The following is a 25,100-nucleotide window of genomic DNA, read 5'->3' on the forward strand; positions in this document are numbered from 1 at the left end:
AAAAAACTTCCTTTAAATCAGTTTTTAAACTATATGAACGATCGTTCTTTTGGTCTAGCTAATATATGAACAGTCGTTCTCTTATCTCTAAGCTTACATTAACACTTGTTCATATATACTTTTACTTAGATTAACACTTGTTCATAGAATAATAAAAAGGTTTAAAAATGCCCCAAAACACGAGCGTAGTAAAGAAAAACTCAACTAAAGATAAGATACTAAAAGTATCAACCACCCTATTCTCAGAGTTTGGTTATAGAGCTACAAGTATGAGAAAAATAGCTAAAGAAGTTGGTATTAGAGAGAGTGCAATATATAATCATTACAAGAATAAGGAAGATATTTTTTTAGAAGTAGCTAAAGGTATTTTTAGCTCCCCTTTTACAAAAGAAGAGCTAGATATAAAAGAGTCAGCCTTAAAAGGTAAAGTTTTTTTACAAAACTTTGTGATGCAGTATAAGCTCCTTACTTTTGATAAAAACAACGAAAATATGTTCAGGTTACTCATGATAGAGCTTTTTGCCAACAAAGAGCTTAGAGAGCAGTTTATGAGCGAATTTCATGATAAGAATGTAAAGATGCTCTCGGAAGCTTTTTTTATTATGATGCAAAACTCACTTATAAGATCTCAAGATCCAATGATGATATCGTATGAGTTTTTATCCACCCTATTCTACATAAGACTTCAAGTGACACTAATGAGGTTTGATAACAACTCTGCAAATATATTATCAACCCAGTTTGAAAAACATGTTGAGTTTTTTTGGGAAAGTATAAAGATGTAATATTTTATAATATGAAAAGTAAAAATGAAAGAAGTTATTAAATTAATATTCACTAGTATTAGATCTACAACTCAAAGTATCGCTAATCTAATACTAATTAATATTAGCTTGAGTCCTAAAAAAAGACAATCCTACTTCTAAGATTGTCTTTTTTTGAATATAAGGATATTTCAGCTATCTTGAAATATCTCTAACAATAATCATTTACTCATAGCTTCTTTAGCATATTTTTCACCAAGTTCATATGCCTTTTTATTTACCTCATGAACTTTAGCAGGAACTTTTGAGAGCATCGTATCTATAAGGGTATTTTTATCTATAGCATTCATCATAGTATTTGCAATTGCAAGTGCTACAACAGATTGAGTAATAACATTACCAACCTCTTCTTTAGCAATTGTAATGATAGGAATCTCATATATCTTCCAAGTTTTTCTATCCTCATCAGTTGGATGAACAAGATTTGGATCAACTACTATTGTTCCACCTGGTTGAACACCATCTTTAAAGAGAATATAACTCTTCTGTGCAACTGAAAGCATAAAACCTATCTCTCCATCATTTGCATATGGGTAATAAATCTCTTCATCGTCAAGTTGAATATCAACAACAGTAGGTCCACCACGAACTTGTGATGTATATGTTGCAGTTTTTAGTCCATGACCACCAGTTTTAATTTTTGCAGCTGCAAAAATCTCACCAGCAAGAAGAACACCTTGTCCACCAACGCCTGTAAATCTCATTAATGTTTTACTCATTGTGTCTCCTTATATTTTTTTAGCAAAGTCATCTTGAGTGATTGTTTTTCTCTCACCCTGATGTACTTTTTGGATCTCAGCATACATGTCACAATATTCATCAGCCTCTAGATCTTCTTTTAAGATACCAGTAGGAAGAATATTAAGTTGTTCTTCTGGGGTCATCGCGTCAAATTTTTTCTTAGGAGCAGTAATACTATCGATCCACTCAAGGTTTTCCATAGCAGAGACCATTTTATTTTTTCTACCAAGGTTAATATGACAGTTAGAAAGTACTTCCATCATTGAAAAACCTTTATGTTGCATAGCTTTAATCAATGCTTTTTCAAGTTTCTTAGGATCTAGCATACTCTCACGAGCAACAAATGAAGCTCCTGCGGCGATTGCAAGTTTACAAGTATCAAAAGTAGGATCTATGTTTCCTGCTTTTTGTGAAACTGTCCACATACCTTTTGGTGTAGTTGGAGAAGTTTGTGAGTTTGTTAAACCATAGATAAAATTGTTGATAATTATCATAGTTAAGTCAATGTTTCTTCTACAGCCATGAATAGTATGGTTACCACCAATAGCAAGAGCATCGCCATCTCCAGCAACACATACAACCATTTTATCAGGACGAGCAAGTTTGATTCCTGTCGCATAAGCAATAGTTCTACCATGAGTTGTGTGAACTGTGTTAAAGTCAACATAAGAAGAGAATCTTCCTGAGCACCCTATTCCTGATACTACACATACATCATCTTGAGATATACCGATTTTTTCAATTGCTCTAACGAATGCTTTAAGAATAACACCATCACCACAACCCCAACACCATAATGTTGGCATCTTTTCAAGTCTTAAATATTTATCATAATTAAACGCCATCTTATAACTCCTTTACTTTGCTAACAATTTCATGTGGAGATATTGGTCTTCCATTAACTTTAAAAAGCCCATCAATATCAAGTCTTGCAGCTGCTCTTTGAATCTCACTATGGTATTGACCAATATTTAACTCAACAACTAAAACTTTTTCGATTTTATCAGTATGCTCTTTGATTTTTACTGCTGGAGAAGGCCAAATAGTGATTGGTCTAAATAGCCCAGCTTTAATACCCTCTTTTCTTAAGTGTCTAATTGACTCTTTAGCAGCAAGTGATACAGAACCATAAGCAATAATCATCACTTCAGCATCATCCATCATAAATTCTTCATATGACTCAACTTCATCTTCATGAAGAGCTACTTTATCTTCTAATCTTTGGATTAGTTTTCTACAAGTCTCGATCTCTTCAGTAGGATAACCATTTTTATCATGATGAAGTCCTGTGAAGTGGTATCTATAACCTTCATACATTGGGTTAAGGACCGCTGGCTCATCATGCCCAACACCATATGGAAAATACTCTTCTGCCGGACCATCAAATCTTTTTCTTGGCACAATTCCAGCTTCAACATCCTCTGCAGTTGGGATATCAGCTTTTCCATGCATATGACCAATAGTCTCATCTAGTAAAACGATAACTGGTTGCATAAATCTATCTGCTAAATTGAAAGCTCTTACAACTTCAGTATAACACTCAGCTAATGATCCAGCACATAGTGTAATTGATTTATAATCACCATGTGATGGGTTTTTAGCTTGAAGGATGTCACCTTGAGATACACGAGTTGGAAGACCAGTTGATGGACCACCACGCATAACATTTACACAGACTAAAGGTACTTCTGTCATTTGAGCAAGTCCTAATTGTTCAGCTTTTAAACTCATTCCTGGTCCTGAAGTTGCAGTTAGTGCGCGCTGACCAACCATAGCAGCACCGATTACTGCACAAATACCAGCAATTTCATCTTCCATTTGGATTGCTACTCCACCCTTTTTTGGTAAAAGGTCAGAGATAACATGCATTACTTCACTTGACGGTGTTAAAGGATAACCACCAAAAAACATACAGCCCGCATCAACAGCTGCCATAGCAGCTAATTCATTTCCTGTAGATATTACTTCTCTAGTTGCCATTATTTAACTCCTTGTTCACTAAGTGACATATAATTGTTTGCGACAATAGCAGCTTGACGTTCTTTAGCTTCATCAGTTATCTTAGCGAAACTAAACCCAGCTGCTTTATACTCTTGTCTATCTGCTACATATATAGCAAAGTCAGGACAGCTAAGTTCACACTCAACGCATCCAATACAAGATTCTGGATTATTAACAGAAATCATAGCGCCTAGTGTCGAAGTAGATTCGTATTTCATTCCAAGTACGCCTGTTGGACAAACAGATACACAAATATCGCATGCTTTACAGTTGCTTGTATTTACCCATACAGGTTGATTACCTGGGTTTTCTGTCTTAAAAGTTCCCATTTATTCTCCTCTTTTTTTAATGTAAATTTAATTTACACATTATTCTTTATAGATTATCTAAGTTTTTATAACTTTAAACTAAATTGTGCTAATAGCATTTTGATAAAGTAACCTTTTGTTACACATCAAGACTCACACAAACTAAGGTTATTTAGATAAAACCTCTGCAATTGCTTTTCCAATATCAGCAGGAGAAACTACAACTTTTACGCCAGCAGCTTCAAGTGCGTCCATTTTCTCTTTTGCAGTACCAGCACTTCCACTAACTATAGCACCTGCATGACCCATTGTTTTGCCTTTTGGAGCAGTTTGACCCGCTATAAAAGCAACAACTGGCTTAGTGATTTGTTCTTTAATTAGTTTAGCAGCTTGGATCTCAAGATCTCCACCAATTTCACCAATCATAACAATCGCGTGAGTATCTGGATCTGCTTCAAACATTGGAAGTATTTGGTTATATGATAGACCAATTATTGGATCTCCACCAATACCAACTGCAGTACTTATACCAAAACCTTCCTTACATACTTGGTTTGCACCCTCATAAGTCAATGTACCAGACTTTGAGATAAGTCCTACATTACCTTTTTTGAAAATCATACCAGGCATAATTCCAATCTTACACTCTTCTGCTGTGATGATACCAGGACAGTTTGGCCCTATAGTTTTCATCCCGTGCTTAGTTGCATGAGCTTTAGCCATTTGCATATCTTTAACTGGAGCACCTTCTGTAATAATTACAGCAAGTTCAATCCCAGCCTCAGCAGCTTCCATTACAGCATCTGCAACAAATGCAGGTGGAACAAAGATCATAGAAACTGTAGCACCTGTTGCTTTTATAGCTTGTTTTACAGTGTTAAACACTGGTTTACCTAGATGCTCTTGTCCACCTTTAGTTGGTGTAACTCCACCAACTATTTTCGTACCATATGCTAAACACTGCTCAGCATGAAACGAACCCTCTTTTCCTGTAAAACCTTGAACGATTACTTTTGTATCTTTATTTACTAAAATTGACATTAATTATTCTCCTATGCTTGTTTTGCTGCAGCTACTGCTTTTGCAGCACCATCACCTAAGTCGTTACCAACAATTAAGTTATGAATATTTGCATTTTTAAGAATTTTTGCAGCCTCAGGAGCATTAGTTCCATCAAGACGCACAATTACAGGGACATTAACATCAGTGATTTTAGTTGCTTCTATAATACCATTAGCTATGCGATCACAACGAACGATCCCGCCAAAGATATTTACAAATATAGCTTTTACTTTTGGGTTTTTAAGAATAATCTCAAAACCTTTAGCAACGGTCTCAGCATTTGCACTACCACCAACATCAAGGAAGTTAGCAGGAGTTCCACCCATATAATTGATCGTATCCATAGTACCCATAGCAAGACCAGCACCATTTACCATACAACCAATCTCACCATCAAGTGCTACATAAGAGAGACCATATTGAGCAGCTTCTCTCTCATCTGCATCTTCCTCAGTGATATCACGCATTGCTGCGATCTCTGGTTGACGACCAAGAGCTGAATTATCAAATCCCATTTTTCCATCAAGTGCTATAAAATCACCCTTAGCAGTTTTAACAAGTGGATTGATTTCAATCATCTCAGCATCAGTTTCCATATAGAGTTTGAAAAGCTTATGTGCAAACTTAATTATATTTTTTTGTTCATCTATGTCTGTAAGACCAAGACCAAATGCTAACTCACGACCATGAAAACTTTGAAAACCTATTGCTGGATCTACAGGAATTGTTACAATTTTCTCAGGTGTCTTCTCAGCAACATCTTCAATATTCATTCCACCCTCAGTAGATGCCATAATAAGAGGCATTTCAGATGCACGATCAAGAACAACAGAAAGATATAGCTCAGACTGAATATCTGCACCATCTTCAATGTAGAGTTTTCTAACGAGTTTACCCTCAGGACCAGTTTGGTGAGTAACTAAAGTCATTCCAAGAATTTCTTTAGAGAAAGCTTCAACTTCTTCTAAAGACTTAGCAAGTTTTACCCCTCCACCTAAACCACGCCCACCAGCATGGATCTGAGCTTTAACAACCCATATAGGTCCACCTAGTTGCTCAGCAGCAGTAACTGCTTCTTTAACACTCTCTACCATAATACCTTTTGGTGCAGGTACTCCATACTTCTTGAAGATCTGTTTCGCTTGATATTCATGTATATTCATTTATTCTCCTTATTTTAAAATAAAACTATTTAACTTCGTATTGCGCTCGACCTATTTTATATAGATCCTCGCCGTAAGTGTCATTGATTACAGTTACAGGAAAGTCAACTACTTCTAGTTTTCTAACCGCTTCAGGTCCTAGCTCTTCATAAGCTATAACTTCTGCACTCTTTATCTGCTTACCTAAAAGTGCTCCAGCTCCGCCAGTAGCACCAAAGTAGATAGCCTTATGTTTTTGACAAGCATCAGTAACTGCTTCATTTCGTTTACCCTTGCCAATCATCCCTTTTAAACCCTCAGCTATAAGCCTTGGAGAGTAAGAGTCCATTCTGTAAGATGTTGTAGGTCCGGCACTTCCGATTGGATCTCCTGGTTTTGGAGGAGTTGGTCCAACAAAGTAAATGATCGAACCTTTAATGTCAAAAGGAAGCTCTTTACCCTCATCTAGTAGATCTACAAGTCTTTTGTGCGCAGCATCTCTTGCTGTATAGATTGTGCCACTTATATATACGATATCACCACTGTGCAGTTTTGAAACTGTTTCATCGTTTAGTGGAGTTGTTAAATGATATGTTTTACTCATTTTTATAACCTTTATATAGTGATATGCGTATGTCGTGAACTATGACACTGAACATTTACAGAAACAGGAAGTGATGCGATATGACAAGAGTTTGCCTCTATGTGTACAGCTAAAACCGTCTCAGTTCCACCCATTCCCATAGTTCCAATACCTAGTTTATTTAGCTCTTTTTTGATCTCGTCTTCAAGTTCAGCCATCTCTGGATCTTCATTTACCGAACCAATGTCACGAAAAAGAGCGTGTTTTGAACTAATAACAGCTTTTTCAAATGTTCCGCCTATTCCCACTCCAACAGTTAGTGGAGGACAAGGATTTGGACCTGCATCAGAGATGCACTCTCTTACATAGTCTATGACTCCTTGCTTTCCAGCAGCTGGAGGAAAAACTCTAGCACGAGATACATTTTCACTTCCACCACCTTTTGCAGCGTACTCTATCTCTATCTTATCACCTTCTACAATATCAAGATGAATTATTGCAGGCAAGTTGTAACCAATAGTGTCTTTATTATTTGCACGAGTGAATGGATGACAAGTTGATGCTCTTAAGTAGCCATCTATATAGCCATTCTCCGTACCTTCATTGATAGCGTCCTTTAAAAGACCTCCAACAACTCTTACATCAGCACCAAGTTTTACAAAGAAAACTGCAAGACCAGTATCTTGACATAGTGGACGAGCTTCACTACTTGCAATATCTGCATTGTCTAACAATTGTTTTAAAACTTCTTTACTTACAGGACTTTTTTCATTTTCATAGGCTTTTTTCATGGCTTGTAGGGCATCTTGAGGCAGGTTAGAAGCAGAATATATTATGATATCTCTGACATTTTTTACTATTTCTTTATATGCAATTTCGCGCATTTATTGATTCCCTCATTTTCTTTAATTAGACTAAAATATATATGAAGCATAGTTTAGCACTCTTTTTATAATAGAGGTAATTATCAATATAATTTTTAAAACATATAGAAAAATGTGTAGAATATACACACTTTAAACTCTTAATTGGAGTCAAAAGGTGTAGTTTCTACACAAAAAAATTGTTTTTTTCTAAAATCTCTATACCTTCTTTTATAGAGTCAACTGAAATTTTAAACTTTTCCTTTGTCTCTTCATCTAGATCTAGTTCGATGATTTTTTCAACTCCCCTGCCACCTAAAATCACAGGAACACCAACACAAACATCACTATACCCATACTCTCCATCAAGAAGAACTGAAGAAGGAATAACTATTTTAGAATCATCAAGCATCGCTTCAACCATAACCGCAACTGCACGGCCAGGTGCATAATAAGCAGAAGTTCCAAGATGCTTAACTATTTGCGCACCACCCTCTTTTGTTCTAGCTATGATCTCTTCCATGTCCCTTTTTGTAACAATTTGTTCTAGTGGAACACCACCAACAGAAGAGATCTCAGGCATTGGTATCATATTTTGACCATGATCACCGATAAGCATTCCTTTAACTTGTCCAGATCCGAAACCTACTTTTTTATGTATTTCATAAGCCATTCTAGCACCATCTAGTGCTCCTGCCATGCCTATAATTCTACTTCTATCCCAATTGGTCATCTTGTGAATAACATAGGTCATAATATCTAAAGGATTTGAGACACAAAGAATTATGGCATTTGGAGAGTACTTCATAACATTAGAAACTACCTCTTTCATGATCTTTGCATTAATTAAAAGTAAGTCTGCTCTAGTCATATCACCTTTTCGTGGTACTCCTGCAGTAATAACTATGATGTCACAATCTTTCATTTGGCTTGGATCTAGTGCTGCTGTTACTATAGTTCCTCTTGGGGAGTAGCTTGTAGATTGTCCAATATCTATAGCTTTTCCAATTGTTATATCACTTTGAATATCATAAAGTATAACTTCATGGCATCTTCCAGTCATAGTTAAGCTATAAGCCGCTGTAGCTCCAACTGAGCCAGCTCCGACTATACCTACTTTTCTACCTACCATTATCTTTTCCTTTTATTTTCAGTCTATCTTTTTGTTTAATAATTTTGTTTTGATTTTATATTGTTTATACTATCACGATTTAGCTTTGAAAAAAATCCATTAAATGTATTTTTATAACTTATAATAAAACAAATGAGAGGGGAGATTTTGTAAGAGAAAAGAGTCACAAAAATGACTCTAATATTATTTAGTATAAAACTTGTTAGTATAAAGAGCATCTATAAGCTCCTTAACACTTCCTACAGACTTTGCGAACTTTCTATCTTGATCATCATTAAGGTTAGCCTCTATAACCTTTTCAACTCCTCTAGCTCCAATCATAACAGGAACTCCACTTACAACATCACTATAGCCGTACTCGCCTTTTAGCATTACTGCGCATGGATATATCTGCTTTGTATCAGTTAAAACTGCCTCAACCATAAGAGCAGTTGATTTTGCTGGTGCATAGTAAGCACTTCCATCTTGAAGAAGCTCAACTATTTCAGCTCCACCTTTTTTAGTTTTTTCAACGATCTCATTTATCTCATCCCAAGTTAATAGATCTGTAAGGGGGATTCCTGCTACAGTTGAAAATCTAGGAAGTGGAACCATATCATCACCATGACCACCCATAACAGCACATCTGATCTGCCCTGCTCCATATCCTAGTTTTGCATAGACAAAGTGAGCCATTCTAGCACTATCTAAAATTCCAGCCATTCCTATAACTCTACTTCTATCCCAACCCGTCTCTTTTAGTGCCACATAAACCATTGCATCTAGAGGGTTTGAGACAGGAATAATAACCGCATTTGGAGATGAAACTTTAATAACATTTACAATATCTTTCATAACTTGAGCATTTTTTAGTAGCAAGTCATCTCTGCTCATACCAGGAAGTCTTGGACTACCTGCTGTAATTACAACAACATCACAATCTTTTACATCTTCTAATGTTTCAGCTACAGAAATGACTGTGTGTTTTCTAGCAGCTTGAGCAGCTTGAGAGAGATCTAATGCTTTTCCTCTTGCCTTGTTTACATCATTTGCTCTTATAATAACTTCATGACAAGAACCAGTCATTGCCAAAGAATAAGCTACGGATGAGCCGACATTTCCAACACCTACAATGGCTACTCTTTTACCTCTCATAATACTCCTTTTGGTATATAAATAGTGAAAAATTAAAGATTAGATACTTTAATCTTTAAATCTTCGCTATAGCATCAAACAAGCTTTTTTGCTCATTTGATGCGTAGTGGTTTTACTCTTTTTTTTGTATTATATCGAATTAATAATACTATTTAGAGTCTTTGATGGTCTCATCGCAGCTTCAGCTTTTGCATCATCAGGATGATAATATCCACCAATATCTTGAGCTTTGCCCTCAACTGAGAGTAACTCTTCTATAATTTTAGCTTCATTTTCTTTTAATGCCTTTGCTATTGGAGCAAATTTAGCAGCTAATTCTGTGTCATCCTTTTGAGAGGCAAGTGCATCTGCCCAATATTGTGCCACAAAAAAATGAGAAGCTTTATTATCTGGCTCTCCACACTTTCTAGATGGAGATTTGTCATTATCAAGATAAGCGTTGTTAGCAACATCAAGTGCTGCAGTAACAACTGCTAGTTTATTAGAGTCATTTTTTTGAGCAATAAATCTTAAAGACTCAGCGAGAGCTAAAAACTCACCTAAAGAGTCCCATCTTAAGTGTCCCTCAGCCAAGAATTGGTCAACATGCTTAGGAGCAGATCCACCAGCACCAGTCTCAAAAAGTCCACCACCAGCAATTAATGGAACAATTGAGAGCATCTTAGCAGATGTTCCTAATTCTAAGATTGGATACATATCAGTTAAGTAGTCACGCAAAACGTTACCAGTTACAGATATAGTATCTAATCCTTTACGAACTCTTTCATTTGTGTATTTTGTAGCAGATTTTACATCCATTATAGGAAGTTCTAGCCCAGTTGTATCATGATCTTTTAAGTACTCATTTACTTTTTTGATCATGTTTGCGTCATGAGCTCGGTTTTCATCTAACCAAAAGACTGCTGGTGAGCCAGTTAATCTTGCTCTCTCAACTGCTAAACGAACCCAGTCTTTTATTGGAATATCTTTAGCACGAGACATTCTGTAGATATCTCCAGCTTCACACTCATGGCTCATTAAAACAGCACCAGTTGCGTCTTTAACTTCAACCGTTCCAGATTCAGTAAGCTCTACTGTAGTTGGATGAGAACCATACTCTTCTGCTTTTTGTGCCATAAGTCCAACATTTGCAACATTACCCATAGTTGATACATCATATTGACCATTTGCAACACAGTCATCAACCATAGCCTTAAAAAATACAGCATAAGAAGCATCAGGAATAACTGATACACACTCTTGCGTTTTACCATCTTTGTTCCACATCTTACCACCATCACGAATCACAACAGGCATTGAAGCATCTATGATTATGTCATTTGATGCATGTAGGTTTGTGATGCCTTTATCAGAGTCAACCATAGCTAGAGCTGGCTGAGTGCTATAAGTTGCTTCTATTGCAGCTATAATCTCATCTTTTTTAGGTGAGTTTTCTAACTTTTTATATAGGTCTCCTAGACCCATGTTTGCATTGTAACCAATAGCTAAGAGATCTGAGCCATATTTTGCAAAAACATCTTTAAAGAAAACTTTTACAGCGTGACCAAACATAATAGGATCACTAACTTTCATCATAGTAGCTTTTAAGTGAAGCGACCATAAAGTACCATTTATTTTTGAGTCATCTAAAGTTTTTTTATAAAAACTTCCAAGAGCTTTTGCTGACATAAAGGTAGCATCGAGTATCTCTTTGTCTTGTGCTTGGATCTCTCTTAAAACCTTTCCGTTTTGCTCTATCGTTACCTTAGAACTTCCTGACATGATAATAGACTGCTCATTTGAGTAGAAGTCTCCACCATCCATATGTGCCACACTTGCTTTTGAGTTTTGCTCAAATGGGCGAAGTTTATGAGGGTTTTTCTTTGCAAAGTTTTTAACAGCAACTGCTGCTCTTCTATCTGAATTACCTTCACGAAGAACAGGATTAACTGCTGAACCTAAACAAGTTGCAAAAAGTGCTTGAAGTTCTTTTTCTTCATCTGTTTTAGGATCTTCTGGATAATTAGGTATATCATAACCTTTAGATTGAAGTTCTGCAATACACTCCATTAGTTGAGGAACAGAAGCTGAAATGTTTGGAAGTTTAATGATATTAGCATCTGAGAGTTGAACAACATTCCCAAGCTCTGCTAAATCATCAGAAATTCTTTGATCTGCGTTTAATCTCTCTGGAAATTTAGAGATAACTCTACCTGCAAGTGAAATATCACTAGTAACTACATCTACACCTGCAGATTTTGTGAAAGCACTTACGATTGGTAAAAGAGAGTAAGTTGCTAAAGCTGGAGCTTCATCAATTTTTGACCAAATAATTTTTGACATTTTTTGTCCTTGGTTTAATATTTTTTGTTTATGTAATAATCACAAAAGTGACCCCACAAAAACTTACAGGACAATCATAACACTAAGATAAATAATTTGCTCAAAGCAAGTATAAAGATTTTACTATATTTCTATTTTGTTTCATTTGGTAACACGCTTTATATTGCTTAAATGTGTAGAATAGTTACGTGAGAAATCATGAGTACCACTCTTGTTTTTCATAAAGTAGAGGTAAGAAGTTTTAGCAGGAAAGACAGCAGATCTTATAGCATCAAAGCTAACATTACATACGGGAATACTCGGTATTCCGCTGTTTTTGTAGGTATTGTAAATACTATCATCTTCTCTTATTCTTTGTGGAGTTATCTTAATATGTGAGTATTTGCCATAATTTAGAGTTCCATCCATTTGCAACTTCATTCCCTTTTTTATACGATTGTAAATAACTGAACTTACAAGTGGCATCTCTTTGATATTTGCTGATTCTTTCTCAATCACAGATGCAAGTGCTACAAATTGAAACCATTTTTTCTCATTATAGGTTCCAAAAAGTTTTACTGAGAGGTTTTTCATCTGCTTATCTGATTCATATAAGAGAATTCTTATCAGCTCTTTTTCAGTTATGCCAAGTGGCAGTCTATAAGTATTTGGGACAAAAGCACCCTCTTCTATTTTGCTTTGTCTTAAAAACTCGCTCTCTAATTTGGATCTATTCAATTTTAACTTATCTGATAAGTCATTTAAAAAGACATATGTCGTCTCACCTGGAATTAGTGTTACATTTTGAAGTGCTGCTTTTGCTGTTGTTAGTTTATATAAAAAATCGCCTCTTGTATTGTATGTGTTTTTCATATCTATCCAGCCACTTTGAGGAGAGCCAATAAGTCTAAGTAAAAGTGAATCTAGTTTGGATACATTGTAGTTATTATCACGCAGTTGTGTTATAATCTGATTTATAGAACCCTGTGGTATAAAGACCACTTTAGGGCTACGCACAGGTTGATTTAGGTAATACATGAACGATAAAATAATAATTAATACTATCTCAAAAATCCACTTTATACTCATTAGTACTTTGTCATTCATTTTTTTAACGCTCTGTTTTTTATTTATACTACTGCAAAGTGGCATATATATCAAAGATATTTCTGTACCAAATATTGAAATTAAGAAATTATACATTAAATACAACGAAAAACTAAGTATGAGCGTTCAAGAGCTCAAAATCACTAAAGATTCAAAACAAAACAATGATAATTTAAGCGTTGAAACTGTTAGTATGATTTTAAAATCTCTACTACTTTTTGATAACTGGTTTGAGAGATTTGAAATTAACAAAATAACCTTTAACGATATAGATGCTTCATTTTTGTATATAGATGGTTCAAATGGATACTTTATTGCATCATCAGAGGACTTTTCTTTAAAGAGTTCTCTTTTTTATGAATCTAACTACTTAAATGCTGAAATTACAGAATTTTCTCACTTTAAAAATAAAATAAATGTAGATGGCAACATAATCTTTGATGATGATGAAAAAGAGCTCATCTCCAACTTAAACATTAATATAAACAGTGATGTTTTTTTAAAAGCTTATGTATTAGCTAATACAAAAAAACTCTTTTATAAGGTCAAAGCAAAAGAGAAGATAAAAAGCCTGAAGCATACTATGGAAATAGTAGATATGCCAAAAGAGGTCAAATACTGGGCTTATGATGCTATCACTTTTGAAGACTTAGAGTTACAAAATATATCTGGTTGGCTAGAGTATGAAAAGTTGAGTGATGCATATAAAAATATCTTAGTTAAAGCTAGTGCATCTGAGCTAACATATACTTATAATAAGGAACTTGAACCAGTTTTTACACAAAAAACTGAACTAGAGTTTAAAGAGGGAGTGCTTTACATAAGACCTCAAGAAACTTATCAATATGGTTTTAACCTACAAGATAGTTGGCTAAAGATAGATTTTTCTAAAAAAGAGGAACTTCTTAGCCTCTTTTTAAATTTTGATGGCAAAGTCAATAAAGATCTGCTCTATCTTTTAAATACTTACAAAATTAAACTCCCAATTTTACAAAATAGTGGTAGCGTTAAGACTGATCTAAAAATCACGGTAGGTCTCAGAAAGATAGAAATAGATGCTAAGGGTATTTTTTATGTAAATGTGGCAAACTTTAACTATTTAGGTTTAGATATTGATGTAAATGAGACCAAAGTTTATCTTGATAACTACGATGTTCGCATACCTAAAATGAATGCAAAGTACAAAGATATAGCTACAGCTTTGGTTGATGTAGTATATGATGCTAAAAAAAGTGAAGGAAAGATAGATTTTGAGTTACAAGACGTCTCTTTTAATGAGCTAAAATTAAAACAAAAACCCCTAAAAGCTACTTACTCTATCTCAAATAAACAAGACATAATAGAGATAGAAAAATCTAAATGGAGCTATAAGGATAAATTTCTTGAGATTGATGGTTTAAATATTTTATTTGACTTAGAAACTCTAAAAGCTCAAGTTCCAACTGCATATCTTAAGATGAAAGGTATAGCAACTATTTTTGCATCTGGTGAGTTAAGCTTAAACCCATTAAAAACTGATTTTGATATAGATTTGTTAACTTTTAACTTAAATAATGTAAAGATGAATCAGTCAAGTGCTTCTCTAAAACTAGAGTATGATAACAGATTCATTATAAATTCAGATGAAGATATTAGATTTAGCGCAAATGGGTTAGATTACACACTTGGCAATACCATACTAGAATTAGATGAAAATGAATTTAGGGTTATGTCTTCTAAAGTTAATATAAAAGATTTAGCAGATACAAAATTCAATGCATCTTATGTTTTTGATAAAAACAGAGGTTTCATAAATTTAAAAGAACTCCATTTTAAAAACGCCGATGTAGGTGAAATTTTTAGTTCAAAAAAAATTTTAAGACTAGATCTAGAGTACGATACTAAAGGTGTAAATATAGTAGCAAGTGATTTTGATGCTAAATTTAACCTAGAAGATAGTGGTTGGAAGCTAAAATTTAATTCATTAGAAAAACTCTCTAAAAATTCAAAACTACTCTTAGATAATAATATAACAAATGGTGACTTTAGCATCTATAAAAAAGATAACGAGAAAAACATAGGCTTTTTTGCAAATATAAAGTATCCATATAAATTTTTAACTTACAATGACAAACCCATAGAAGACTATGTTATACGTGGCCATATAGATAAAGACACAAGTGATATACTCTTAAATATAAACAATTCAATAGATGCTAAAATAAGCAAAGAAATAAAAATATGGGCAAATGATATCGGCATAAATATAAATGCTCTACTTAGTTACATAAAAGATAGAAATTCAGAATCAAAGAGTGAAAAAAATATTATCTTCGACTCAAAAGATTGCTATTTTTATATTGGTGAAAATAGACATATAATCTCAAAAACCATGCAACTACAATATTTTAACAATATAATCAACGCTCAGTTAAAACACAGAGCTGGGAATGCTGGTTTTGAGCTAAAAGAGGGTATATTTTATCTATATGGTGATGGTTTTGGAGATGATTTTATGGATAAGCTCTTCTATCTGTCTGATTTTAAAGGAGGAGATCTGTCTTTTTCTATGCAAGGTAGTCTCGATGATTATAAAGGACTTATCCATATAAAAAATACTACTATTGTTGATTATAAAATTTTAAATAACATACTTGCTTTTGTAAACACCATTCCATCTCTTGTGACTTTTTCTCTACCTGGATACAGTAAAAAAGGACTTGAAGTAAACAATGCATATGCAAGTTTTCACTCAAAAGATGATTCTTTAAACTTTAGCGATATCTCGCTTGATTCAAAAGAGATGATTATTGTTGGATATGGAACTGCAAATTATATTAAAAACAGCATAGATCTAACACTAAATCTAAAAACAGATTTAGGTAGTAGCGTCTCAAAGATTCCAGTGGTTGGTTATATACTTTTAGGAAAAGATAGCATTTCAACATCTGTGAAGGTAAGCGGCGAGTTAACTGATCCAAAAGTTAGTAGCCTTATAGCAAAAGACATCATAGTAGCTCCTCTAAATATCATAAAGAGAACTATTTTTCTACCATTTGAGATGTTTAGCGATGATAAAAAAGAGAAAAAATAAAACTATTAGTTTCTAAACCTCCACAAACCTCTCCAACATCCATAAACCTCTCCAACATCCACAAACCCTCTCGTCATCCTGAACTTGATTCAGGATCTCATGAGGCTTTAGTGAGTTGATTGAGATTGCACGTCAAGTACAGATAAAGCTCAAACTATTCGTTTCTTAAAACTCTAAGAATATCTACTTCACTAGCTTTTTTCGCAGGATAGTAAGAAGATGCTATAACTATTACAAAGGCACCTACAACTATAAGAGAGAAGTCTTTAAGACTTAGATCTAACGGAAGTGTGGTTGTAGGATATACATCCTTTGGTAGAGATACAATATCAAAAGTACTCAGTACCCATAAACCACTCATTCCTAAAACTATTCCCGCTAAAATACCACTCACTCCTATCACTATACCAAGATACAAAAAGATTTTTTTGATCTCTATTGTCGTAGCACCTAGGGAGAGAAGAAGCGCTATTTCGCTTCTTCTATTCATAACAGTCATAAGCAGAGATGATATGATATTTATTGCTGCTATTAAAATAATAAGCATTAGGACTATAAAAAGAGAGGCTTTTTCAAGCTCTAGTGCTGCAAAAAAGTTGACATTATCTTCCCACCAACCCTTAACACTAACACTAACTGGCAAATATTCTTTGATTTTTAAAATATCTTTATGAGGATCGTTTGAATATACATGAATTCCATCATATTGATTAGATGCGAGTCCTAACATTGCCTGCATAGAAGAAAGAGTTGTGTAGCTATAGGCCTTATCATAAGCACTTAATCCAGAATCAAAAATACCTCTTACCTTAAAACGTTTTATTTTTGGAGTTACTGAGAGTCCGCCTGGTTCTACATGAGTAAATATATACATAAGTTTATCATCTATATATAAGTTAAATTCATCTTTTAAACTCTTTCCAATAAGTACATCAAACTTGGAAAATTGCTCTTTTGTTATAACCTTTGCTAAAACACTATTGACCTTTGCTTCATCTTCAAAATTTACACCAAAGATATATCCACCTTCTAACTTTGAACCGTTTCTAGCCATAATAGCAGACTGAACATATGGGCTAAAGCTTAGATCTGGGAATTTCGCTTGTAGGTCTAAGAGTAACTTTTCATCTACTGCTCCATAAAATTTTGGAATAACAGTTAAAGGATAGTTCATGATGGTAAGCTTTTTTTTAAACTCTTTATCAAAGCCATTCATAAGAGCCATAGCAACAATAAGAACCATCACACCTAAAGATATACCTAAAAAAGCTAGTAGTGCAGATAAGAAGATAAAAGGTTGGTCTTTGTCAAAGCGAAGAAAACGCTTGACTAGATAAGGAACTACAGATGCTCTCAAGAGACACCGTTTCCAGCAAATACCCCCTTTTTAGGACCGCTTTTACCACAGCATTGCTTATATTTTTTGCCACTTCCACAAGGACACGGCTCGTTTCTAGCTACTTTTTTCTCAGTAGTTTGTGCCTCTTGATTTTGAGAGTGGTTAAATATCATTGCAGCTTCTTCAAATTTTCTTTGCATCTCCATTTGTTGTGCTACACTTGCCGCTTCTTCTTCGGCAGAATCCATCCTAAACTGAATAATTTGAAGAGTTTTTATAGTGTTAAATTTAATATCTTTGATAAGTTCTCCAAAGAGATTAAAACTCTCTTTTTTATACTCTACTAGTGGATCTTTTTGGTTATACGCACGAAGTCTTATACCAGTTTTCATATTATCCATAGCGTAAAGATGCTCTCTCCAAGCGCTGTCTAACTCTTTTAGGTATAGCTCTCTTGCAATATCTGAACGAACATCCTCTTCTAGAACACTCATCTTATCATCATAAGATTTTTTAACAACTTCTACTAATTTTTCAAGAAGCTCTTCAAACTCTAAAGATGAGTAATCCTCTGCATTTAAGTCAAAGTTTAACTCTTCTTTTAAAATCTCAGAAACTCTTTTAAGATTAAAATCATCTCTATCTCCACCATCAAAAATGCCACATGTATTTAGTAGGTTGCTAATGTAGTCAACTCTAATAGCATCAATTCTTGAATAAATATCATACTCTCTGTCTAAGAGTTGATTTCTAAATCTGTAAACGATTTTTCTCTGCTCATTAGCTACATCATCATACTCAACGATCTGCTTTCTACCTTCGTAGTGCATGTTTTCAACTTTCATTTGAGCTTTTTCAACTGCACGAGTAACCATTTTTGACTCTATATACTCTCCATCTTCAACTCCAAGTCTTTCCATAATGGACTTTATCTTGTCAGAGCCAAAAATACGAAGAAGATTGTCTTCTAGTGATAAGTAAAACTGAGTAGTTCCAGCATCACCTTGACGACCTGAACGACCACGAAGTTGGTTATCTATTCGGCGATTTTCATGTCTCTCTGTTCCTATGATATAAAGACCTCCAAGAGCCTTTACTTCATCTGTAACTTTAATATCAACACCACGACCAGCCATATTTGTAGCAATTGTAACTGCACCCTTAGCTCCAGCGTGCTTAATTATCTCGCCTTCTTGAGCATGGTTTTTAGCATTTAAAACTGTATGTGCAATTTTCTCTTTCTTTAGTACTTCATGCAGGGCTTCTGATTTTTCAATAGAAGCAGTACCAATAAGAACCGGTTGACCAGTTTTTGATAACTTTTTAATAGTCTCGATGACTGCATCAAACTTCTCTTTTTCTGTTTTGTAGATAAGGTCATTTAAGTCTTTTCTTGTAATAGGAATATTTGTAGGAATAGAAACAACATCAAGAGAGTAGATCTGAGCAAACTCTGTAGCTTCAGTTTCAGCAGTTCCAGTCATTCCAGCTAGTTTATCGTACATTCTAAAGTAGTTTTGAAATGTTATATCTGCTAGAGTTTGAGTCTCTTCTTTTATCTCAACATCCTCTTTTGCTTCGAGTGCTTGATGAAGTCCCTCGCTAAAGCGGCGACCTTCACTCAGTCTTCCTGTAAACTCATCAACGATGACTACTTCACCATCATTTACAACATAATCAACATCTTTTTCAAAAAGATAGTTCGCTTTTAAAGCTTGATCAAGTGCATGTGGAAGAGATGAGTTTTCAACACTATAGAGGTTTTCAACTCCAAAAAGCTCTTCTGCTTTTGTGATGCCCTCTTCTGTTATAAGAACTACTTTATCCTTCTCATCTACAGCAAAATGCTCATCTTTTTTAAGTTGCATTGCTATGCCATCAGCTACCTTGTAATCTTCTAGCGTTCTGTTTGTTGGACCTGAAATTATAAGCGGAGTTCTAGCTTCATCGATTAGAATGCTATCTACTTCATCGACTATAACGAAGTTGTGATTTCTTTGAGCCATATGCTCTGCTGAGTAGCTCATGTTGTCTCTTAAGAAGTCAAAGCCGAACTCATTATTTGTTCCATAAGTGATATCACACTTGTAAGCTTCTATCTTTTTTTCTGGCTCTGAGTTACTCTCTAGCACCATACCAACCGAAAAACCTAAAAAATTATATAAAAGTCCCATCTCAGCAGCATCTCTAGATGCAAGATAGTCATTTACTGTAACTAAATGCACGCCTTTTCCAGTCATAGCATTTAAGACTATAGGAAGAGTTGCAACAAGTGTTTTACCCTCCCCTGTTTTCATCTCAGCGATTCTGCCTTCATGGAGTGCCATACCACCGATTAGTTGGACATCAAAGTGCCTCATATTTAAGACTCTTTTTCCAACTTCTCTAGTGATCGCAAATGAGTCTTCTAAAACATCTTCCAAACTCTTAACATCATCTAAAACACTTTGCTTTAGTTCGTTAAATGCAGCTTTAAGCTCATCATCGCTCATCGCTTCATACTTACTCTCTAAAGCATTTATATTACTTACTCTTTTAGCGTACTTTTTCAGTTCACGATCATTTGAAGTTCCAAAGATCTTACCCATTAATGCCTGTAGCATTCTCAACCTTAATACAGATTGTTACACACTAGTGCATTCCAATCATCGAAATTGGCGACATTTTAACACACTAATAATAATAATAAGCATAAATCCTAAAATGCTATAATGTAAATGAGCCCTTAGATATAATTTTGCAAAAAAGGAACTTCCGTGAAACATATATATTTACTATTTTTAAGCTTCTCTCTTAGCTATGCTTCATTTGATATGTTAGACTCTTTTGATGCCGCTTTTATTCAAAGCGTGACAGATGATAAAGATAAAACTTTAACTTACAAGGGTCACATAAGTGCTTCAAAGCCACAAAATGCACTTTGGAGCTATAAAGAGCCAATCCAAAAAGATGTCTTTATAAATAGTCGCCAAGTAACCATAGTTGAGCCTGAAATAGAGCAAGTTATTATAAGAAATATTAATTCTAGTTTGGATTTTTTCAATATGGTAAAAAATGCTAAAGAGATAAAAAAAGGTATTTATGAAGCTGGATTTGAGGGTAAAATATTTACTATAAATACAAAAGAAAATATTATCGAGTCGATCTCATACATAGATGAGTTTGAAAATAGAGTGAAAATTTTGTTTTTTAATCAAGTTCAAAACAAAGAGATAAATAAAGATATTTTCATACCAAAGTATCCACTAGGTTTTGATGTGATAAGAGATTAAAAGATGGAGAACTAACTCCACCTTTTGCGATTTATGCTAGTTTATAATCTTTTATAAGGTTGAAGTTTAGATACTTATAGATCTCATCTTCTTTTCCAACTATTTTACTAGTTTTTTCTAAGTATTCCGCTGCAGTTGGAAGGCGACCTAACATCGCACAAACAGCCGCTAACTCTGCTGATCCAAGATATACTTGAGCACCCTTACCTAAACGGTTATCAAAGTTACGAGTAGAAGTAGAGAAAACTATAGCGTTGTCTTCAACTCTTGCTTGGTTACCCATACATAGTGAACATCCAGGTATCTCAGTTCTAGCTCCTGCCGCACCAAAGATAGCGTAGTAACCATCTTCAGTTAGCTGTTTTTCATCCATCTTAGTTGGAGGACAAATCCAAAGCGTAGTTGGAACTGGGCCCTCACCTTTTAAAACCTCTCCTAAAGCACGGTAGTGACCGATGTTTGTCATACATGAACCAACAAAAACTTCATCTATCTTATGAGGTCTGTTTGATGCTAAAACCTCACTTAGAGTTGCAACATCATCTGGATCATTAGGACAAGCGATGATTGGCTCTTTGATCTCATTTAGATCTATGTCTAAAACAGCTGCATACTCTGCATCTGGATCTGGCTTCATAAGAGTTGGATTTGCCAACCAATCTTTCATTTTATCTACTCTTCTTTGAATAGTTCTTTTATCTTCGTACCCAGCTTCTATCATAGATTCTAGTAGAGTTACATTTGACTTTAGGTACTCTATAACTGGTTCATTGTCTAGTAGAACTGTACATGCTGCTGCACTTCTCTCAGCTGATGCATCAGAAAGCTCAAACGCTTGTTCAGCCTTTAGAGTTGGTAGTCCTTCGATCTCTAAGATACGACCTGCAAAGATATTTTTCTTGCCCTTTTTCTCAACTGTTAAGAGTCCCTCTTTTATAGCTTGATGCGGTATAGCATTTACAAGATCTCGTAGTGTGATTCCTGGTTGCATCTCACCTTTGAAGCGAACTAGTACAGACTCTGGCATAGTAAGTGGCATAGATCCAGTAACACCAGCAAAAGCAACTATTCCAGATCCTCCTGGAAAAGATATACCTATTGGAAAACGAGTATGACTATCTGCTCCAGTTCCTACAGTATCAGGCAGAACCATTCTATTTAACCATGAGTGAATTACTCCATCGCCTGGACGAAGTGCAACACCTGAACGGTTTGAGATAAAGTCAGGTAGAGTGTGGTGCATAGTTATATCTGATGGCTTTGGATAAGCTGCTGTATGACAAAAAGATTGCATTACTAGATCTGCATTAAAACCAAGTGCTGCAAGCTCTTTTATCTCATCACGAGTCATTGGTCCAGTTGTATCTTGAGATCCAACAGTTGACATTTCAGGCTCTACATACATTCCAGGACGAACTCCAGCTAGTCCTGAAGCACGACCTACCATTTTTTGAGCTAAAGTATAACCTTTTCCGCTATCTTTTGGTTGTTCTGCCGTTAGGAAAATATCACTTTGAGGCATTGCTAAAACACCACGAGCCTTAGAAGTAAGACCACGACCGATGATGAGTGGGATACGTCCCCCTGCTCTTACTTCATCTGTTATAGTGTTAGGATTTAGTTTAAAAGTAGCGATACATTTGCCATTTTTGTGAGCCTCGCCTTTGTATGGATAAAGCTCTATAACATCGCCCATCTCCATCTCAGAGACATCAAGTTCAAGTGGCAATGCACCTGAGTCTTCTGCAGTTGCAAAGAAAATTGGTGCGATTGTGCTACCTAAGACTACACCACCAGTTTTTTTGTTTGGAACACCTTTTATACTCTCTCCCATGTGCCACTGAACTGAGTTTATACCTGATTTTCTTGAACTTCCAGTTCCAACAACATCTCCAACATAAGCTACAGTGTTACCTTTTTTCTTAAGATCAGCTATAACACCCATTGGATCATCCATCTTAGCAGTTAACATAGAGTTTGCGTGAACTGGAATGTCTGATCTAGTAAAAGCTTCTGATGCAGGAGAGAGGTCATCTGTGTTTGTCTCACCATCTACTTTAAAAACAGTTACAGTGATTTTATCTGCTAGTTTTGGCTTTGATGTAAACCACTCAGCATTTGCCCATGAAGTCATAACTTCAGTTGCAGCCTTGTTACCAGCCTTGTGTAGTTCTTCTACATCGTTAAACGCATCGTAAACAAGAAGTGTGTGTGATAGTGCTTGTATAGCTGCATTAACAACATCTTTATTTGAAGACTTTAGTGCATCTATCATAGGTTTTACATTGTAACCACCTAGCATCATACCTAACATTTCAACTGCTTTTTGAGGTGTTATAGCATCTATTTTAACACTCTCATTTGCAATATCATTTAAAAATGCCGCTTTAACATAAGCTGCATCATCAACACCAGGTGATACACGATTTGTAAGTAATTCTAGTAATTCATCACTGCATTCGCTCTTAATAAGCTCAATAAGTTCTGCTGTTTGCTCTGCGCTTAGTGGTAGAGGAGGAACACCTAGTGCTTCTCTTTCATTTACATGTGCTTTATAATCTTGCATAAATGCCATAATTAGTCCTGTATTTTAATTTGCAACGATTATAACCTAATAAGTAAACTCAAAATAAACAGTGTTACAATAATACACATATTTTAAGTCTATTTCAACTACTATGTTTACTTTAGTAACATCGAAAAACTTATAAAGAATTTTTCTACATAACTTTTTATGTTACTATTTACTTTATATATCAGTAATGGAGAATATTATGAACTTATTTAGAGAGGAAAGTGATTCATTTGGTAACCTAAATGTACCTTCGAATATGTACTACGGGGCACAATCTGCCAGATCTCTTATCAATTTCCCAATAGGTATAGAAACCATGCCAAAGCCTCTCGTGCGAGCTTTAGCAATAGTAAAACAATCTTGTGCAGAGGTAAATATGAATTTTGGTCTCTTAGATGCTAAGATAGCAAAAGCAATTATTGAGGCATCTAGTGAAGTTATGGAGGGCAAATTTGATGAGCATTTTCCCCTGTCTATATGGCAAACGGGTTCTGGCACACAAAGTAACATGAATGCAAATGAAGTAATATCCAATCGTGCCATAGAGATCCTTGGTGGTGTCATCGGCTCTAAAGATCCAGTTCATCCAAATGATCACTGTAATATGGGTCAATCTTCAAACGATGTATTTCCTACTGCTATGCATATAGCAGCAGTTGAAGAGATTATACACAAGCTGCTACCCTCTTTAAAATATATGCATAAAGAGTTAGATAAAAAATCTAAGTCATTCGAGCATTTAGTGAAAATAGGTCGAACACATACTCAAGATGCCACACCTTTGACAGTAGGACAAGAATTTTCAGGTTACACTGCACAAGTTGCTAACTCCATCCGTAGAGTTGAAGCTATATTGCCAGCTCTCTTTCAACTAGCGCAAGGCGGAACTGCTGTTGGTACTGGAATGAATTCTATAAAAGGCTTCGATGAGGCATTTGCCGCACAAGTCGCTAAAACTATTAAGATTCCTTTTGTTACGGCAGAAAATAAGTTTGAAGCACTTGCTGCTCATGATGCCCTAGTTGAAGCAAGCGGAGCATTAAATACTGTAGCTGTAAGTATGATGAAAATCGCTAATGATATTCGGTTTTTGGCATCTGGACCTAGATGCGGTATTGGTGAGATAAGTCTGGCTGAGAATGAACCCGGATCTTCTATCATGCCTGGAAAAGTAAATCCTACTCAAAGTGAGGCTCTTACAATGATAGCAGCACAAGTAATGGGAAATCACACAACTATCTCTATAGCAGGCTCAAACGGACATTTTGAGTTAAATGTATTTAAACCAGTAATGATCTACAATCTTTTACAATCCATTCGCTTACTTAGTGATGGATGTCAAAGCTTTACTAAAAGATGCATAGAAGGAATAACGGCTAATGAAGAGCGAATAGCAAAACTAAGGGATGAATCACTTATGCTTGTGACGGCACTAAATCCTCACATAGGTTATGATAATGCTACAAAAATAGCTAAAAAGGCTCATAAAGATGGTTCAACTCTACTTGAAGCTGCCCTAGCGTTAAAACTCGTAACAGAAAAAGAGTTTAAAGAGTGGGTAGTTCCAGAGAATATGATAAGCCCTAAAGAGTTATAAGTTTCTTTAACTGGGATTTTATAAGCTCTCTATAGTTTATAAAAAC

Annotated in this window: 19 protein-coding genes; 4 read left to right on the plus strand and 15 right to left on the minus strand. The window is 35.1% G+C overall.

The window, feature by feature from the left end:
• Window positions 1-167: 167 nt before the first annotated feature.
• Window positions 168-785 (plus strand): TetR/AcrR family transcriptional regulator, encoded by a 618-nt coding sequence (locus M0Q24_RS00085; RefSeq protein WP_295045430.1) that lies wholly within the window; start codon window positions 168-170, stop codon window positions 783-785.
• Between the two features lie 200 nt (window positions 786-985).
• Here M0Q24_RS00085 and M0Q24_RS00090 read toward each other — a convergent pair whose 3' ends face one another.
• From M0Q24_RS00090 to mltG, 12 genes are all read right to left on the minus strand, one after another.
• Complete coding sequence (locus M0Q24_RS00090) at window positions 986-1,543, minus strand: 2-oxoacid:acceptor oxidoreductase family protein (RefSeq protein WP_295045432.1); 558 nt, start codon at window positions 1,541-1,543, stop codon at window positions 986-988.
• Window positions 1,544-1,552: 9 nt separating this feature from the next.
• A complete protein-coding gene (locus tag M0Q24_RS00095) occupies window positions 1,553-2,410 on the minus strand; it encodes a 2-oxoglutarate ferredoxin oxidoreductase subunit beta (protein WP_295045435.1) in 858 nt (285 codons plus the stop codon).
• 1 nt (window position 2,411) lies between these two features.
• The gene (locus M0Q24_RS00100; RefSeq protein ID WP_295045438.1) at window positions 2,412-3,545 is read right to left on the minus strand and encodes a 2-oxoglutarate synthase subunit alpha; all 1,134 of its coding nucleotides are present in this window, start codon (window positions 3,543-3,545) and stop codon (window positions 2,412-2,414) included.
• Entirely contained in the window at window positions 3,545-3,895 is a 351-nt protein-coding gene (locus M0Q24_RS00105) for a 4Fe-4S dicluster domain-containing protein (RefSeq protein WP_295045440.1), read from the minus strand. Before M0Q24_RS00105 ends, M0Q24_RS00100 begins: the two co-directional genes overlap by 1 nt.
• Window positions 3,896-4,042: 147 nt before the next feature.
• Window positions 4,043-4,915: a succinate--CoA ligase subunit alpha gene (gene sucD, locus M0Q24_RS00110; RefSeq protein WP_295045444.1), complete on the minus strand. Its 873-nt coding sequence runs from the start codon at window positions 4,913-4,915 to the stop codon at window positions 4,043-4,045.
• An 11-nt stretch (window positions 4,916-4,926) separates the two neighbouring features.
• Entirely contained in the window at window positions 4,927-6,099 is a 1,173-nt protein-coding gene (gene sucC, locus M0Q24_RS00115) for an ADP-forming succinate--CoA ligase subunit beta (RefSeq protein WP_295045447.1), read from the minus strand.
• 25 nt (window positions 6,100-6,124) lie between these two features.
• Entirely contained in the window at window positions 6,125-6,682 is a 558-nt protein-coding gene (locus M0Q24_RS00120; RefSeq protein WP_295045450.1) for a Fe-S-containing hydro-lyase, read from the minus strand.
• Between the two features lie 11 nt (window positions 6,683-6,693).
• Entirely contained in the window at window positions 6,694-7,545 is an 852-nt protein-coding gene (locus tag M0Q24_RS00125; RefSeq protein WP_295045452.1) for a fumarate hydratase, read from the minus strand.
• A gap of 166 nt (window positions 7,546-7,711) precedes the next feature.
• The gene (locus M0Q24_RS00130; protein WP_295045455.1) at window positions 7,712-8,656 is read right to left on the minus strand and encodes a malate dehydrogenase; all 945 of its coding nucleotides are present in this window, start codon (window positions 8,654-8,656) and stop codon (window positions 7,712-7,714) included.
• A 183-nt stretch (window positions 8,657-8,839) separates the two neighbouring features.
• A complete protein-coding gene (locus M0Q24_RS00135; protein WP_295045458.1) occupies window positions 8,840-9,790 on the minus strand; it encodes a malate dehydrogenase in 951 nt (316 codons plus the stop codon).
• 129 nt (window positions 9,791-9,919) lie between these two features.
• On the minus strand, window positions 9,920-12,112 hold the full coding sequence (locus M0Q24_RS00140; RefSeq protein ID WP_295045461.1) for an NADP-dependent isocitrate dehydrogenase: 2,193 nt from the start codon (window positions 12,110-12,112) through the stop codon (window positions 9,920-9,922).
• A 141-nt stretch (window positions 12,113-12,253) separates the two neighbouring features.
• Complete coding sequence (mltG, locus tag M0Q24_RS00145; protein WP_295045464.1) at window positions 12,254-13,198, minus strand: endolytic transglycosylase MltG; 945 nt, start codon at window positions 13,196-13,198, stop codon at window positions 12,254-12,256.
• Window positions 13,199-13,316: 118 nt separating this feature from the next.
• Between mltG and M0Q24_RS00150 the strand changes: the two genes are divergently transcribed.
• Complete coding sequence (locus M0Q24_RS00150) at window positions 13,317-16,271, plus strand: AsmA-like C-terminal domain-containing protein (RefSeq protein ID WP_295045467.1); 2,955 nt, start codon at window positions 13,317-13,319, stop codon at window positions 16,269-16,271.
• A gap of 154 nt (window positions 16,272-16,425) precedes the next feature.
• On the opposite strand, the gene M0Q24_RS00155 is transcribed toward M0Q24_RS00150, so the two are convergent.
• Window positions 16,426-17,628: an ABC transporter permease gene (locus M0Q24_RS00155; RefSeq protein WP_295045469.1), complete on the minus strand. Its 1,203-nt coding sequence runs from the start codon at window positions 17,626-17,628 to the stop codon at window positions 16,426-16,428.
• Window positions 17,625-20,213, minus strand: coding sequence for a preprotein translocase subunit SecA (gene secA / locus M0Q24_RS00160; RefSeq protein ID WP_295045472.1), 2,589 nt, complete (start codon window positions 20,211-20,213; stop codon window positions 17,625-17,627). The genes M0Q24_RS00155 and secA overlap by 4 nt, the downstream gene beginning before the upstream one ends.
• A gap of 153 nt (window positions 20,214-20,366) precedes the next feature.
• On the opposite strand from secA, the gene lolA reads away from it, so the two are divergent.
• Window positions 20,367-20,882: a LolA-like outer membrane lipoprotein chaperone gene (gene lolA / locus M0Q24_RS00165; protein WP_295045474.1), complete on the plus strand. Its 516-nt coding sequence runs from the start codon at window positions 20,367-20,369 to the stop codon at window positions 20,880-20,882.
• Between the two features lie 31 nt (window positions 20,883-20,913).
• On the opposite strand, the gene acnB is transcribed toward lolA, so the two are convergent.
• Window positions 20,914-23,457: a bifunctional aconitate hydratase 2/2-methylisocitrate dehydratase gene (gene acnB, locus M0Q24_RS00170; RefSeq protein ID WP_295045476.1), complete on the minus strand. Its 2,544-nt coding sequence runs from the start codon at window positions 23,455-23,457 to the stop codon at window positions 20,914-20,916.
• Window positions 23,458-23,656: 199 nt separating this feature from the next.
• Here acnB and fumC point away from each other — a divergent pair, with 199 nt between their 5' ends.
• Complete coding sequence (fumC, locus tag M0Q24_RS00175; RefSeq protein WP_295045479.1) at window positions 23,657-25,054, plus strand: class II fumarate hydratase; 1,398 nt, start codon at window positions 23,657-23,659, stop codon at window positions 25,052-25,054.
• The last annotated feature ends 46 nt before the right edge of the window (window positions 25,055-25,100 follow it).

The organism is Sulfurimonas sp. (assembly GCF_023228785.1).
Lineage (GTDB): Bacteria > Campylobacterota > Campylobacteria > Campylobacterales > Sulfurimonadaceae > Sulfurimonas.

Bases quoted from the DNA above. Each gene is read 5' to 3' on its own strand.
- sucD (WP_295045444.1), bottom strand. From the start codon at position 4,915: ATGTCAATTTTAGTAAATAAAGATACAAAAGTAATCGTTCAAGGTTTT.
- M0Q24_RS00135 (WP_295045458.1), bottom strand. From the start codon at position 9,790: ATGAGAGGTAAAAGAGTAGCCATTGTAGGTGTTGGAAATGTCGGCTCA.
- M0Q24_RS00095 (WP_295045435.1), bottom strand. From the start codon at position 2,410: ATGGCGTTTAATTATGATAAATATTTAAGACTTGAAAAGATGCCAACA.
- M0Q24_RS00090 (WP_295045432.1), bottom strand. From the start codon at position 1,543: ATGAGTAAAACATTAATGAGATTTACAGGCGTTGGTGGACAAGGTGTT.
- mltG (WP_295045464.1), bottom strand. From the start codon at position 13,198: ATGAATGACAAAGTACTAATGAGTATAAAGTGGATTTTTGAGATAGTA.
- M0Q24_RS00125 (WP_295045452.1), bottom strand. From the start codon at position 7,545: ATGCGCGAAATTGCATATAAAGAAATAGTAAAAAATGTCAGAGATATC.
- M0Q24_RS00140 (WP_295045461.1), bottom strand. From the start codon at position 12,112: ATGTCAAAAATTATTTGGTCAAAAATTGATGAAGCTCCAGCTTTAGCA.
- secA (WP_295045472.1), bottom strand. From the start codon at position 20,213: ATGCTACAGGCATTAATGGGTAAGATCTTTGGAACTTCAAATGATCGT.
- M0Q24_RS00120 (WP_295045450.1), bottom strand. From the start codon at position 6,682: ATGAGTAAAACATATCATTTAACAACTCCACTAAACGATGAAACAGTT.
- M0Q24_RS00085 (WP_295045430.1), top strand. From the start codon at position 168: ATGCCCCAAAACACGAGCGTAGTAAAGAAAAACTCAACTAAAGATAAG.
- fumC (WP_295045479.1), top strand. From the start codon at position 23,657: ATGAACTTATTTAGAGAGGAAAGTGATTCATTTGGTAACCTAAATGTA.
- sucC (WP_295045447.1), bottom strand. From the start codon at position 6,099: ATGAATATACATGAATATCAAGCGAAACAGATCTTCAAGAAGTATGGA.
- M0Q24_RS00100 (WP_295045438.1), bottom strand. From the start codon at position 3,545: ATGGCAACTAGAGAAGTAATATCTACAGGAAATGAATTAGCTGCTATG.
- acnB (WP_295045476.1), bottom strand. From the start codon at position 23,457: ATGGCATTTATGCAAGATTATAAAGCACATGTAAATGAAAGAGAAGCA.
- M0Q24_RS00130 (WP_295045455.1), bottom strand. From the start codon at position 8,656: ATGGTAGGTAGAAAAGTAGGTATAGTCGGAGCTGGCTCAGTTGGAGCT.
- M0Q24_RS00150 (WP_295045467.1), top strand. From the start codon at position 13,317: ATGAGCGTTCAAGAGCTCAAAATCACTAAAGATTCAAAACAAAACAAT.
- M0Q24_RS00105 (WP_295045440.1), bottom strand. From the start codon at position 3,895: ATGGGAACTTTTAAGACAGAAAACCCAGGTAATCAACCTGTATGGGTA.